The sequence below is a fragment of the Dactylosporangium sp. NPDC051087 genome, from assembly GCF_055586325.1.
Genome location: NZ_JBVJIJ010000004.1, coordinates 269,356 through 283,010, shown reverse-complemented (window position 1 = coordinate 283,010; position 13,655 = coordinate 269,356). Strand labels below are relative to the sequence as shown.

Genomic DNA, 13,655 nt, shown 5'->3' with positions numbered 1-13,655 from the left:
GCGAGCGTATCCGCTAGGCGCTCGGTCCAGCCGAGGTGAGCAAGAGATCACCGAGTGGCTCCAGCGCGTCGGGCGTGACACCCCCCGGCAGGACCGGCAGCTCCACCACCGGCCGGCCGAGTCCCTGCAGGTCGGCCCGCAGCGACGCCTCCGCGGCGACCCTGGTCTGATACGCCTTCGCCTCGCCGGCCAGCCCGGCGAGGGTCTCCTTGTCGGCGGTGAGCCCCGCCGCGGTAAGCCCCCGGCGCAGGTCCGCCTGGGTCACCTTCGCCCCGGCGAGCACCGGCGGCCGGGTCGCGTTGACGATCACCGTGCCGATCGGGATGCCGAGCCTGGTGAGCTCGTCGATCGCGTCGGCGGTCTCCTGGACCGGCATTTCCTCCAGAAGGGTGACCACGTGCACCGCGGTCATCGGCGAGCGCAGGATCGCCGCGACGCCCTCGCTCTGCGTCTTGATCGGCCCGACCTTCGCCAGGCGGGCCGTCTCGGCGGTCACGTTGAGGAAGCGGCCGATCCGGCCGGTCGGCGGCGCGTCGAGCACGACCGCGTCGTAGACCCGGCGGCCGTCGGCGGTGCGCGTCACCGCCTCCTTGATCTTGCCGGTCAGCAGGACGTCACGCAGCCCGGGGGCGACGGTCGTGGCGAAGTCGACCGCGCCGACCTTGCGCAGCGCCCGGCCGGCCACGCCCAGCCGGTAGAACATCTCCAGGTATTCCAGGAGCGCCTCTTCGGCGTCGACCGCGAGGGCGCGGACCTCCCCGCCGCCGCTCGCTGTGGCGATCCGCAGCTCCTGATATGGCAGCGGGTCACGCTCGAAGAGCTGCGCGATGCCCTGCCGCGCCTCGACCTCGATGAGCAGCGTGCGCCTGCCGTCCCGGGCGAGCGCCAGGGCCAGGGCGCCGGCGACCGTGGTCTTGCCGGTGCCGCCCTTGCCGGTGACGACATGAAGACGGGCGGGCCAGCCCATGTTTCCCGCTCGGCTGGCCCGCCCGTCCTGAGACTCGCGCGTTGTCACTCCTCGACGCTACAGGGCGCCGACGACGACTACCCGGCAGTGATCTCGCACACCCACCAGCCGTTGTCGTTCGTCGCGAGGAACTTGTACTTCGTCTCCGCGACCTTCTCGTCACTCGTGGCGACCTTGATGGGGACGAGCAGCGTGGCCGAGGAGGCGTCCTGCTTCTCCACCGTCGGCGCCGGCCACGTGTAGGTCGGGCTGCTGAGGCCGGCGTCGTACTTCTTGATCTCGTCGACCCGGGCGGCCAGCTTGTTCTTGTCCCGCGAGGACGCGCACACGTACTTGAGCGCGTCGGTGGTGTTCTTGTCCTTGTAGACGGCCTTGAGGAACCCGTTGACCGCGTCGATCGCGCTCGCCTGGCCCTTGCCCTGGTTGCCCTTGTTGACGAAGTACGCCGCGGCGCCGCCGCCACCGCACAGGACCAGCGCCACCGCGAGGACGATCAGGGTGATCATCAGGCCGCGCTTCTTCGGCGGCTGCTGGGGCTGCTGGTAGCCGGGCTGGTAGCCACCCGCATACGGGTCGGCCGGGAACCCGGAGGTCGGCTGGCCGGGGAACCCGGAGGTCGGCTGGCCGGGGAACCCGCTCGTGGGCTGGCCCGGGAACCCGCTGGTCGGCTGCTGCTGCAGCGGGCCGGTCGGGAACTGTCCGGTCGGCTGCGGACCGGTCGGGAAGGCGCCCGTCGGCGGATACTGCTGCGGCTGCTGCGGCGGGAAGCCCTGCTGCGGATACTGCGAGGGGTCCGGCTGCCCGTACTGCGGGGGCTGCTGCCCGTACTGCGTCGGGTCGGGCTGCTGAGACGGGTATCCCGCCTGGGGGAACGGCGGCTGGATCGGCACCGCATACGGCTGGCCGGACGTCGGCGGAGCGGACGTCGGCGGGGCCGAGGTGGGCGGCGCGAACGGGTCCTGCGGCGCGGGCGCGGGCGGCCAGCCCTGTCCCGGAGGAGTCTGCGGTGGCTGTCCCGGCGCGGCGTAAGGGTCGCCTGGCTGGCCCTGGTATTCGGGCGGCCCAGGGTACTGGGGCGGTTGCGTCATATCTCCACCTCGTGTGCGACGGCCGGTCCGCCGGTGGTCCGGCTCCCGGGACCCGTGCGGCGCGGCCCTTAGGGTAGCCGCCGCACGCTCGCCTTGGGGGACCCGATTCGGTCGGTGTGCACCGGACGACCGATAGTCTCGCCTCATGCAGAAATGGGAGTACCTGACCGCGCCGCTGCTGGTCCACAACACGAAGCTGATCCTGGACAACTTCGGCGAGGACGGCTGGGAGCTCGTGGCGATCGTGCCCGGCCTCAACCCGGAGAACCTCGTGGCCTACTTCAAGCGGCCGAAGGCGGCCTGACGTGGGCAGTGAGGTGTTCGCCAGGCTGGAGGAGCTGGGGCTGACGATCCCGCCGGTCGTGCCGCCGGTGGCCGCCTACGTGCCGGCCGTGCGGACCGGCAACTACGTCTACGTCTCGGGCCAGCTGCCGATGGTCGACGGCAAGCTCGCCGCCACCGGCCTGGTCGGCGGCGAAGTGACCCCCGAGCAGGCCAAGGACCTCGCCCGCCAGGCCGGGGTCAACGTGCTCGCCGCCGTGCACGCCCTGGTCGGCCTCGACAAGGTCGTCCAGGTGGTCAAGATCGTCGGGTTCGTCGCGTCGGCGCCGGGCTTCACCGGCCAGCCGGGCGTCGTCAACGGCGCCAGCGAGCTCTTCGGTGAGGTCTTCGGCGAGGCGGGCAGGCACGCCCGCAGCGCCGTCGGCGTCTCAGCCCTGCCGCTCAACACCCCCGTCGAGGTCGAAGCGATCGTCGAGGTCGCATAAGGCAAGGTGCGGTCGCCCGGCCGGTGCGGACAGCGCGGGTTCCAGCGCGGGTTCCATGGCCGGTCGGGTGACGTGTCGAGCGATCCGGCCCGCCGTACGATCACTTCGTGGTAAGCCACGTCACCGCCCCGACCGCCGAGGTCCTCACGACGTTGCCCGACTGGGTGACCCTCGTCCGTGCGCCCAACCCGGGGCCCATGACGCTCGACGGCACCAACACCTGGCTCCTGCGGGCGCCGGGTGGCGGCGTCGTCGTCGTGGACCCGGGCCCGCTGGACGAAGGCCACCTGCGCGCGGTCGCGGAGCACGCGCCGGTCGCGGCCATCATCCTGACGCACAGTCATATCGACCACACGGAAGGCGTTCCGCGCCTCGCCGAGCTCACCGGTGCGCCGGTGCATCAGCCGCCGGTACACGCGACGCTGGACGTGGACGGGGTCCTGGTCGAACCCGTCGCCACGCCCGGGCACACCGCGGACTCGGTCTGCTTCGCCGCGCGGCACGGCGACCAGCGGGTGCTCCTGACCGGCGACACGATCCTCGGCCGCGGCACCACGATCGTGGCCTGGCCCGACGGCGACCTGGGCGACTATCTGGTCAGCCTGGGCCGCCTCGCCGCCTTCGAAGGGGTGCCGGCCCTGCCCGGGCACGGCCCGGCGCTCACCGACACCGCCGTCGCCGCCCGCTTCTACCACCAGCACCGCGAGGCCCGTCTCGCGCAGGTCCGCGAGGCGCTGGCCGCGGGCGCCGTCGAGCCGGCCGAGGTCGTCGCCCGGGTGTACGCCGACGTGGACCGCAGCCTGTGGGAAGCCGCCGAGTGGTCGGTGCGTGCACAACTTGCCTACCTGAGTCGGGAATCACACCCACCCCACTTAGGGTTGGACGCAACGTGACGTGTTCGGTGTGCGGGACCGTGGCCGTTCCAGGTGCGCGGTTCTGCCACCATTGCGGCTCCGCGCTGCCTGCCGCCGCCACCCTCCCGGCCGCCGAGCGGCGGATCGTGACGGTGCTCTTCGGCGACCTGTCGGACTTCACGGCGTGGTCGGAGGACCTCGACCCCGAGCGGGTCGGCGCCGTCACCGACCGGGTCCTCGCCGCGCTCGCCGGCGCGGTCAAGACCTTCGGCGGGCACGTCGACAAGCTCACCGGCGACGGGATCATGGCCGTGTTCGGGGCGCCGGTCGCCCACGAGGACGACGCCGAGCGGGCCGTGCGCGCCGCGCTGTCCATGCAGCGGGCGGTCCGCCGGGTGCTGGACGACGAGCGCGGCGGCGGCGCACCTCTCGGGCTGCGCATCGGCCTCAACACGGGCACCGTCGTCGCGGGGGTCCAGGCCGGCATCGAATACACCGTCATCGGCGACACCGTGAACACGGCCGCCAGGCTCGCCGACGCCGCCGCGATCGGCGCCGTGTATGCGGGCGACCGCACCTCCGCGACCACCCGGCGGCTCGCCTCGTGGCGCGCGCTGCGGCCGCTGCGCCTGAAGGGCAAACGCGAGCCGGTCGAGGCGTTCGAGCTGCTCGGCCTGCTCGACGCGCCCGGCACCCGCTCCGGCCTCGGCGACGAGGCACCCTTCGTCGGCCGCGAGGCCGAGCTCGCCCGCGTCTCCGGCCGCCTCGCCGAGATCGCCGACCGGCAGGAGACCCGCGTCCTGGTCTTCACCGGCGAGGCCGGGCTGGGCAAGTCCCGTCTCGCCGGCGAGATCGAGCGCTTCGCCGCCGGCTACCTCGGCGGCGCCGGCTACACGCCCAGCGTCGGCTTCGCCCCCGGCGGCGGCGCTCGCGTGCTGTCGGTGCACTGCGCCGCGTTCGGCGAGCGCCGCCGGCTCGCGCCCCTCGCCGACCTGGTCCGGGCCGCGATCGGCCTGCCGCAGGACGCGACGAACCTCACCCGCGAGGCGGTCGAGGAGCGGTTGCGCCGCCTCGCCCAGCGGCTGGCGCGCGCCGCCCGGGGCCGCCCCGAGCCGCCGCGCTTCGCCACCGACCTGCTGCTGAGCCTGATCGGCTACTCCGGCTCGTCCGCCGAGGCGTCCTGGGTCGCGCCCGGCGCCAAGCCCGACGAGCTCGACCTGCACGCCGTGCCCAACGCGGTCGCCGAGCTGCTGTCCGGCATGGCCGCCGAGACGCCGCTCGTGGTCATCGTCGACGACCTGCACGACGCCACCGCCGAGACCGTCGACGCGCTCGGCGCCGCCGTCGAGCGGATCACCGGCCCGGTCCTGATCGTGCTGCTCGGCCGGCCCGAGCTGGTCCGCTCCGCGGGCGTCCTCACCCGCGTCCCCGACGCCGAGCTGGTGCCGATCCCGCCGCTGCGCGGCGCCGACGCGGCCCGGCTGCTCACCGCCTACCTCGGCGGCGGGCGGCTCGCCGCGCCCGACGAGGACCGGCTCCTCGCGACCGCGCAGGGCAACCCGTTCTACCTCGCCGAGCTGGTCACGCTACTGCAGGAGCGCGGCGCGCTGAGCACCGTGCCCGGCAGCGACCCCGTCGGCTGGCGGCTCACCCCCGGCTCCCTGGGCGGCCGGCTGCTGTCGCGGGACCTCGCCGCGGTCCTCGCCGCCCGCATCGACGCGCTGCCCGCCGACACCCGCGCCGTGCTGCGCGACGCCGCCGTCATCGGCGACACCGTGCCCGGCCGCGCCCTGGAGGCGCTGCGCTTCAACCCGCCCGGCCAGCAGGCCCGGCCCGCCGTCGTCGCCGCCGTCGAGCTGGAGCGCGCCGTCGAGGAGCTGCTCCAGCGGCGCATGCTGCGGCGCGCCCGCGGTGGGTTCGCGTTCGCGACGCCGCTGCTGCGCGAGGCCGCATATGCCGGCATCGGCAAGGCCGACCTCGCCGAGCGGCACGCGGCCCTGTCCCGCTGGGCGGCCGCGGCGGTCGCCGCCCACCACGCCGGCGGCAGCAGCGCCGGCACCGTCACCGGCATCAACATGACCACCGGCGCCGCCGACGCGTTCATCGCCGAGCACGCCGAACGCGCCTCCCGCCTCGCCGACGTCGTCGGGCTGCGGCCCGACTCCCTCGCCCGGTCCGCCGCGCCGCTCGGCGTGCAGGCGCTCGGCCGGGCCGCCCGCGAGGCCCTCGCCACCGGCGAGCCCGCGCAGGCGGCGCAGGCGGCCGACCGGGCCGTCGCGCTCGGCGGCGGTGCCGTGCCGGCCGGTGACCGGCTCGTCCACGCCCGGGCGCTGCTGCAGCTCGGCCGGGTGCCCGAGGCCCTCGCCAGCGCCGAGAAGATCACCTTGAACGGGTCCGACGACCCGGCCGTCCGCGTCGGTGCCCTCCTGGTCGCCGGCCGCGCCTACCGGGCAACCGGCGACCAGCGCCGCAGCTACCAGACGCTGAGCGACGCCTTGGCCGCCGCGACCGAGGCCCGCCTCACGTATGAGCGCGGCGACGCCATGCGCCGGCTGGGCATGGCCGACTTCCTCGAGGGCCGGCTCGCCGAGGCGGGCGGGCGCTTCGCCGAGTCCTTCCAGATCGCGGTCAGCTCCGGCGACCGCCGCGCGCAGGCCTGGTCCCTGCAGCACCTGGCCTGGGTCACCACCACCCGCGGCGACTTCGCCGGCGCGGACGCGGCGCTCGGCCGGGCCGCCCGTCGCTTTGCCGAGCTCGGCGACCCCGTCGGCCGGGCCTGGCTGCGCGGCACCACCGCCTTCGTGCGGCTGCTCGCCGGCCGCCTCGGCGAGGCCAGGCGCCTCGCGAAGGCGTTCCTGCCGTTCGGCGAGCGGGTCGGCGACGCCTGGGCCGTCGGCACGCTGCGCGCGGTCGAGGCGTTCGCGGCCGCGGAGAGCGGCGACCTGGCCGACGCCGACCAGGAGGCGCGCCGGGCCTACCGCGACTTCGCCGCCGCCGGCGACGACTGGGGCCGCGGGCTCGCGCTCGTCGTCCGGGGCGTGGTCGCCCGCGAGCTCGCCGAGCCCGCACACGCCTACGACCTGCTCACCGACGCCACCGAGTACGGCGAGAAGACCGGCCACCCGCTGCTCATCGGCATGTCGCGGACCATGCGCGGCTTCGTCAGCCTCGACCGCGGCGACGCCGTGGCCGCCGAGGACGACGCCAGGGCCGTGCTCCAGGTCGTGGAGACCCATGACGTCCTGGAGGCGGCGAAGGTCGCGCCCAGGGTCCTCTTCGGCCTGGCCCGCCAGGCGCAGGGCGACCTGGAGGCGGCCCTGGAGGTGCTCGGCTGCGTGGCCGCCGACCGCCCTGGGCCGTCGGTGATGTTCTCCCGCCGGCACGCGGTCGCGGCCTATGCCGGTGCGCTGCTGGCCGCCGGCCGTCAGGTCGAGGCCCTCGACTGGGCCCGGCAGGCGCAGACCCTGCCCGGCGAGGACGTCCGCAGCCGCGTCTACGCCGCCCGCATCCTCGCCGACACCCTGGAGGCCAACGGCCAGTGCGACGAGGCCGCGGTCGTGACCGCCGCCCTCGCCACCTCCTGAGACACGTTGTGGCCGATGCGTGACGGCGAATGTCCGGAGGCTGTCGTACCGTTCTAGCCGTGACCGCTGCCGCCCCTCTGCCCACGGTGCCCGGTATGACCGGTTTGACCGTCTTCGCGCGCGGCGGCTACGCGACCGTCTACCGGGCGACCCAGGAATCGGTCGGCCGCGAGGTCGCCGTCAAGGTCGAGCACCGCACGCTGGAGACCGAGCGCGACCGCCGCCGCTTCCTGCGCGAGGCCCGCGCCGCCGGGCGGATGTCCAGCCACCCGCACGTGGTCGACCTGTTCGACGCCGGCGTGACCGACCTCGGCCACCCGTATCTGATCATGGAGCTGTGCGACGGCTCCTACGCAGAGCGGATGAAGGACTCGCCGCTCAGCCCGTCCGAGGCGCGCGACGTCGGGTTCAAGATCGCCGACGCGCTGGCCGACGCGCACGCGCTGGGCGTGCTGCACCGCGACGTCAAGCCGGCCAACATCCTGTTCAGCCGGTTCGGCGAGCCGGCGCTCGCCGACTTCGGCCTGGCCATCCTCGCCGAGTGGCGCGACGAGTCGATGACGCTCGACACGCTCACCCCGGCCTATGCGCCGCCGGAGACGTTCCGGCAGTCGCCGCCGGCCGGCTCCGCCGACGTGTATGCGCTGTGCGCCACGCTGTATGCGCTGATGCGGGGCCGCCCGCCGCGCTGGCGTGACGACCAGGCACCGAGCCTGCTGTCGCTGGTCGACATGTTCAACGAGCAGATCCCCGACCTGCCCGGCTGCCCCGAGAGCCTGATGGCGGTGCTGCGCGCCGGCATGGCCAACGACGAGACCGCCCGGCCGTCCGCGATCGAGCTCCGCGACATGCTGATCGGCCTGCGCCTGGAGCCGGTCCCGCCGGTGGTCGTGCCGCCGCTCGGATCGCCACCGGTCGAGCCGGTCTTCACGTCGAAAGCGGAGCCGAACCGGCTCCTCGCCTCCCCGTTCATGGGCGGCGGCGACCAGGAGCAGACCGTCCAGCAGGCGGCGTGGCTGGCCGGCGGCCCCCCGCCCGTCGACCCGCCCGAGGGCGGCGTCGTGCCGGACACGCCGACCCCGCCGCCGGGCGCCCGCCGGTTCATCATGATCGCCGCCGCCGTCGTGCTCCTCGTGGTGGCCCTGGCCGGCGCCGGCATCGCCTACAACCTCAGCGCCGGACCCGCCGTGACCCCCAGCCCGACCCCGGCGGGCAGCCCGACCGCCGCCGCGACGGCGGAGAAGGCCACGGCCTGCCCGCCGAGCGCCCCGAAGGCGGCCCGCTGCTCGCAGACCCTCGAGTGCTTCGACGCCGACAAGCGGCCGGCCGACTGCGGCGGGTCGCACGTCTGGGAGGTGTTCGCCTCCGGCGACCTCGCCAAGGGCACCCAGGTGAAGGCCGCCAAGGACAGCGCCGTGGTCGGCGAGGTGTGCAGCAAGAAGACGCTGCTGCTGGTGTACCTGCCGGCCGTCAGCTGGTCGATCGACGTGCTGCTGCCCGGCCTGGACGAGCAGCAGCAGGGCCCGACGACGTTCCGCTGCCTGGCCGGTAACCCGCCGAACGCGTTCACCGGCCCGCAGCTGAAGCGTCCGTAGGTCAGTAGGACTTCTCCTGGCCCAGCAGGTGCTGGGCGACGAAGTTGAGGATCATCTCGCGGGAGACCGGCGCGATCCGCCCGGCCCGGGTGGCGCCCAGCAGCGTCGCGACGCCGTACTCGGTGGTCATGCCGTTGCCGCCGTGCGCCTGGATCGCGGTGTCCACGGCGAGCGCCGAGGCCTCCGCCGACGCGTACTTCGCCATGTTCGCGTTGACGCCCGCCTCCAGGTCACGCCCGGCGTCATACAGCGCGGCGGCCTTGGCCACCATCAGCCGGGCCAGCTCGACCTGGATGTGCGCGTGCGCCATCGGGTGGGAGACACCCTGATGGCTGCCGATCGACCGTCCCCAGATCGACCGGCTGGCGGTGTACGTGGAGGCCCGCTCGAGCGCATACCGGGCCGTCCCGCACGCCATCGCCGCGACCGTGATCCGCTCCGGGTTCAGGCCGGAGAACAGCGCCGGCAGCCCCGCCTCCGGGTCCTCGCCGATCAGGGTGCCGGCCGGGACCCGTACCTCGTCGAAGAAGAGCAGGAACTGGTTCTCCGGCGACACGATCTCCATGTCCAGTTTGGACGCGGTCAGCCCGGGGGCGTCGGTGGGCACCAGGAACAGCGCCGGCTTCAGCTTGCCGGTGCGCTCGTCGGCCATCCGGGCCACCACCACGACCTGCGAGCACTCGTCGAAGCCGGAGATGTACACCTTGCGGCCGGTGATCACGTAGTCGTCGCCGTCGCGGCGGGCCACGGTGGACAGCTTGTGGAAGTTGGAGCCCGCGTCGGGCTCGGTGATGGCGAAGCAGACCTTGCGGGTGCCGTCGGCGAAGCCGGGCAGCCAGCGCTCCCGCTGCGCCGGCGTCCCGTGCCGGGCGACGATCGTGGCCGCGATGGCGGGCGAGACCACGAGCAGCAGCAGCGGCGCGCCGGCCGCGGCGAGCTCCTCGCAGACGATCGCGAGCTCGGTGATGCCGCCGCCACCGCCGCCGAACTCCTCGGGCACGCTGACGCCGAGGTAGCCGAGCTTGGCCGCCTCGTCCCACAGCTCGTCGGAGTGCTCGCCGGCCTTGGCCTTGCGCACGAAGTACTCGTGCCCGTAGCGCTTGCCGAGCTTCGCCACCGCGTCGCGGAGGGCCTGCTGTTCGGATGTGTAGTCGAAGTCCATGAGGGGTGGGCTCCAATCAGAAATGAACTACGCCGGGGTGAGCACCGCCAGCAGGGCTCCCGACTCGACCTGTGAGCCGGCCGCGACCCGCAGGTCGCTGATGACCCCGTCGGTGGGGGCGTGGACGGGGTGTTCGAGCTTCATCGCCTCGACGGTCAGCAGCAGCTCGCCGGCGGCGACCCGCTGGCCGGGCACGACGAGGACCCGGCCGACCGCGCCGGGCAGCGGCGCGATCAGGGAACCTTCGGGCTGCTCGGCGACCGGCAGCGGGTAGCGGGGCAGCTCGGTCAGCGTCACCGAGCCCTCGGAGCTGTCCACATAGGACATCGGGCCGACCGCGGCGACCGCGAACTGCAGGCGCACCCCGGCGACGTCGAGCACGACCTGCTCGGCGGTGGCCGACAGGATCTCCACGGGCGGGTGGTCCGGCGCGCCGGCCGGGTCGAGCGCGGCACCGGGCAGCCCCACGTCGTCGGGGTCGATCCGGCGCACCGCCCAGGCCGCCAGGTCGTTGAGCCGGTCCAGCCGGTAGCCGACCTCGATCGTGCCGGTCGGACCCTCGTACACCACCGTCTGCAGCGCGCTCGGGACGTTGCGCCATCCGGAGGGCAGCCCCGGCAGCGTGGCGGTCTTGGCCCGCCGCGCGGCGCCGGACAGCGCCGCCGCCAGGCACGACAGGCGCACCGCGTCGACCGACGACAGCAGCGGCGCGAACACCTCGGGGTGCCGGTCCAGGAATCCGGTGTCGGTGCCGCCGGACAGGAACGCCGAGTGCCGCAGCACCCGCACCAGCAGGTCCCGGTTGGTGGTGACGCCGTGGAAGCGGGCCCGCGCGAGCGCGTTGGACAGCATCCGGGCGGCCTCGGCGCGGGTCGGCGCCCAGGCGATCAGCTTGGCGAGCATCGGGTCGTAGTGCACGCCGACCACGGAGCCGTCCGCGACCCCGGAGTCCAGGCGCAGCCCCGGCGCGGGCAACGGGCCGAACGAGTGCCCGACACCGGGCACCTCGAAGCGGTGCAGCGTGCCGGTCGAGGGCATCCAGGCGTAGGCGGGGTCCTCGGCGTACAGGCGGACCTCGATCGCGTGCCCGCGCAGCGGCGGCGGGCCGTTGAACGGCAGCGGGCCGCCCTCGGCGACGACCAGTTGCAGGCGCACCAGGTCGACGCCGACCACGCACTCGGTCACGGGGTGCTCGACCTGCAGGCGGGTGTTCATCTCCAGGAAGAAGAACTCGCCGGACGGCGCGAGGAGGAACTCGACCGTGCCGGCGCCCACATAGGACACCGCGCGGGCCGCCGCGATCGCCGCCTGGCAGAGCCGGTCCCGCAGCTGCGGGTCCACCGCCGGCGACGGCGTCTCCTCGACGATCTTCTGGTGCCGGCGCTGGATGGAGCACTCCCGCTCGCCGAGCGTCACGACGTTGCCGTGCGTATCGGCCATGATCTGGACCTCGATGTGGCGGGCGCGTTCGACGTACCGCTCGCAGAACACGGTCCCGTCGCCGAACGCCGACGCCGCCTCGCGCCGCGCGGCCGCGACGGCCTCGGCGAGGGCCTCGCGGTCCCGGACGATGCGCATGCCCCGCCCACCGCCGCCCGCCGACGCCTTGACCAGCACCGGGAACGCGTCGACCTGCTCGGGCTCGAGCGCGGTCGGCAGCATCGGCACGCCCACGTCGGCCAGCAGCGCCTTCGCCTCGATCTTCGAGCCCATCAGCGCGATCGCCTTCGGCGACGGCCCGACCCAGGTCAGCCCGGCGTCGATGACGGCCCGCGCGAAGTCGGCGTTCTCCGACAGGAACCCGTATCCGGGGTGCACGGCGTCGGCGCCGCACTTGCGGGCCGCCGCGACGATCAGGTCGCCGCGCAGGTACGTCGCGGTCGGCGCGTTGCCGGGCAGGTGCACGGCGTAGTCGGCCTCGGCGACGTGCGGCGCGTCGGCGTCGGAGTCGGAGTAGACGGCGACCGTCTCGACGCCCATCGCCCGGCAGGTGGCGAACACCCGCCTGGCGATCTCGCCCCGGTTGGCGACCAGGAGCCTTCTGATCACGATTTCTCCTAGAGTCGGAAGACGCCGAAGTTGGGGTGCTGGTCGCCCGATCGGACGAGCGCCAGGCACATGCCCAGCACGGTGCGGGTGTCGCGAGGGTCGATCACGCCGTCGTCGTACAGGCGGCCGGACAGGAACAGCGCCGCGGACTCCTGCTCGACCTTGTGCTCGACCATGAACCGCATCGTGCGGTCCTGTTCCTCGTCGTAGGCGTGGCCCTTCGCCTCCGCGGCCTGCCGGGCGACGATGGACAGCACCCCGGCCAGCTGCTGCGGGCCCATGACGGCCGACTTGGCGTTCGGCCAGGTGAAGAGGAAGCGGGGTTCGAAGGCGCGGCCGCACATGCCGTAGTTGCCGGCGCCGTACGACGCGCCGATGTTGATCGTCAGGTGCGGCACCTTGGAGTTCGCCACCGCGTTGATCATGAGCGCGCCGTGCTTGATGATGCCGCCCTGCTCGTACTCGCTGCCGACCATGTACCCGGTCGTGTTCTGCAGGAAGAGCAGCGGCGTGCCGGCCGCGTTGGCGAGCTGGATGAACTGCGCGGCCTTCTGCGCCTCGGCGGAGAACAGCACGCCGCGGACGTTGGCGAGGATGCCGATGCGGTGGCCGTGGACGGCGCCCCAGCCGGTGCACAGCGCCTGGCCGTACGCGGGCTTGAACTCGTCGAACTCGCTGGCGTCGAGGATCCTCGCCAGGATCTCGCGGGGGTCGAACGGCACGCGGAGATCCGCGCTCGGTATCCCCAGCAGGTCGTCGGCGTCGAACTTGGGCTCGGGGCCGTAGGTCCTGGCGAGCGTCGTCCCGAAGTTCCGGACGCATTCCCGGGCGAGCCGGAGCGCGTCGCGTTCGTCCTCGGCGATGTAGTCCGCCAGGCCGGACTTCGAGGCGTGCATCGCGGCGCCGCCGAGCGTCTCGTCGTCCACCGTCTCGCCGGTGGCCATCTTCACCAGCGGCGGGCCGGCGAGGAACACCTTCGCCCGGTCCCGCACGAAGATCGTGTAGTCCGACATGCCGGGCACGTACGCGCCGCCGGCCGTCGCGTTGCCGAAGACCACCGCGACGGTCGGGATGCCCGCCGCCGAGAGTCGGGTCAGGTCGCGGAACGCCGCCCCGCCGGGGATGAAGATCTCCGCCTGCTGCGGCAGGTCCGCGCCGCCCGACTCGACCAGGTTGATCAACGGCAGCCGGTTCTCGCGGGCGATCTGGCCGGCCCGCTGGGTCTTCTTCAGCGAGAACGGGTTGACCGCCCCGCCGCGGACCGTCGGGTCGTTCGCCACGATCACGCACGGCGTACCTTCGACGATGCCGATGCCGGTGACGACGCTCGCGCCGACCGGGTAGTCGGTGCCCCACGCGGCGACCGGGCAGATCTCCAGGAACGGCGAGTCGCGGTCGACCAGCAGCTCGATCCGCTCGCGGGGCAGCAGCTTGCCGCGGGCGTGGTGCCGGGTCACGTACTTCTCGCCCCCGCCGCCGCGCGACTGCCGCAGCGCCGACTCCAGCTCGGTCAGCCGCTCCAGCATCGCCTCCCGGTTGTCCAGGTAGACGCTCCCGCGCGGGTCGAGCGCACTGGTCAGGATCGGCAT

At 73.9% G+C, this 13,655-nt stretch carries 9 protein-coding genes and 1 pseudogene; 5 read left to right on the top strand and 5 right to left on the bottom strand.

Annotated elements, in window-relative coordinates:
• Window positions 1-13 precede the first annotated feature (13 nt).
• Together bagA and ACZ6TV_RS10285 are read right to left on the bottom strand one after the other, a co-directional pair.
• Window positions 14-967, bottom strand: a complete 954-nt coding sequence (gene bagA / locus ACZ6TV_RS10290; RefSeq protein WP_465296837.1) for an ATPase BagA — start codon at window positions 965-967, stop codon at window positions 14-16.
• Window positions 968-1,044: 77 nt separating this feature from the next.
• Window positions 1,045-2,055: an Rv0361 family membrane protein gene (locus ACZ6TV_RS10285; protein WP_465296836.1), complete on the bottom strand. Its 1,011-nt coding sequence runs from the start codon at window positions 2,053-2,055 to the stop codon at window positions 1,045-1,047.
• A 145-nt stretch (window positions 2,056-2,200) separates the two neighbouring features.
• On the opposite strand from ACZ6TV_RS10285, the gene ACZ6TV_RS10280 reads away from it, so the two are divergent.
• The 5 genes and pseudogenes from ACZ6TV_RS10280 to ACZ6TV_RS10260 all read left to right on the top strand — a co-directional run bounded on the left by ACZ6TV_RS10280 (window position 2,201) and on the right by ACZ6TV_RS10260 (window position 8,855).
• Window positions 2,201-2,359: a DUF4177 domain-containing protein gene (locus ACZ6TV_RS10280; RefSeq protein WP_354785288.1), complete on the top strand. Its 159-nt coding sequence runs from the start codon at window positions 2,201-2,203 to the stop codon at window positions 2,357-2,359.
• 1 nt (window position 2,360) lies between these two features.
• A complete protein-coding gene (locus tag ACZ6TV_RS10275) occupies window positions 2,361-2,822 on the top strand; it encodes a RidA family protein (protein ID WP_465296835.1) in 462 nt (153 codons plus the stop codon).
• A 107-nt stretch (window positions 2,823-2,929) separates the two neighbouring features.
• Window positions 2,930-3,715 (top strand): MBL fold metallo-hydrolase, encoded by a 786-nt coding sequence (locus ACZ6TV_RS10270; protein ID WP_465296834.1) that lies wholly within the window; start codon window positions 2,930-2,932, stop codon window positions 3,713-3,715.
• Window positions 3,712-7,215: pseudogene (locus tag ACZ6TV_RS10265) on the top strand (adenylate/guanylate cyclase domain-containing protein); the annotation flags it as partial. The gene ACZ6TV_RS10270 and the pseudogene ACZ6TV_RS10265, both read left to right, overlap by 4 nt.
• Before the next feature lie 140 nt (window positions 7,216-7,355).
• Complete coding sequence (locus ACZ6TV_RS10260; protein ID WP_465296833.1) at window positions 7,356-8,855, top strand: serine/threonine-protein kinase; 1,500 nt, start codon at window positions 7,356-7,358, stop codon at window positions 8,853-8,855.
• Between the two features lies 1 nt (window position 8,856).
• Here the strand turns inward: ACZ6TV_RS10260 and ACZ6TV_RS10255 are convergent, their stop codons facing one another.
• From ACZ6TV_RS10255 to ACZ6TV_RS10245, 3 genes are read right to left on the bottom strand one after another with little or no spacing between them, the layout of a single operon-like run.
• Window positions 8,857-10,017, bottom strand: a complete 1,161-nt coding sequence (locus ACZ6TV_RS10255; RefSeq protein WP_465296832.1) for an acyl-CoA dehydrogenase family protein — start codon at window positions 10,015-10,017, stop codon at window positions 8,857-8,859.
• A gap of 27 nt (window positions 10,018-10,044) precedes the next feature.
• A complete protein-coding gene (locus ACZ6TV_RS10250) occupies window positions 10,045-12,066 on the bottom strand; it encodes an acetyl/propionyl/methylcrotonyl-CoA carboxylase subunit alpha (protein WP_465296831.1) in 2,022 nt (673 codons plus the stop codon).
• Between the two features lie 8 nt (window positions 12,067-12,074).
• Entirely contained in the window at window positions 12,075-13,655 is a 1,581-nt protein-coding gene (locus ACZ6TV_RS10245; protein ID WP_465296830.1) for an acyl-CoA carboxylase subunit beta, read from the bottom strand.

Coding starts and splice junctions, on each gene's coding strand:
- bagA (WP_465296837.1), bottom strand. CDS start 967: ATGGGCTGGCCCGCCCGTCTTCATGTCGTCACCGGCAAGGGCGGCACC.
- ACZ6TV_RS10255 (WP_465296832.1), bottom strand. CDS start 10,017: ATGGACTTCGACTACACATCCGAACAGCAGGCCCTCCGCGACGCGGTG.
- ACZ6TV_RS10280 (WP_354785288.1), top strand. CDS start 2,201: ATGCAGAAATGGGAGTACCTGACCGCGCCGCTGCTGGTCCACAACACG.
- ACZ6TV_RS10260 (WP_465296833.1), top strand. CDS start 7,356: ATGACCGGTTTGACCGTCTTCGCGCGCGGCGGCTACGCGACCGTCTAC.
- ACZ6TV_RS10285 (WP_465296836.1), bottom strand. CDS start 2,055: ATGACGCAACCGCCCCAGTACCCTGGGCCGCCCGAATACCAGGGCCAG.
- ACZ6TV_RS10245 (WP_465296830.1), bottom strand. CDS start 13,655: ATGCCGATCCTGACCAGTGCGCTCGACCCGCGCGGGAGCGTCTACCTG.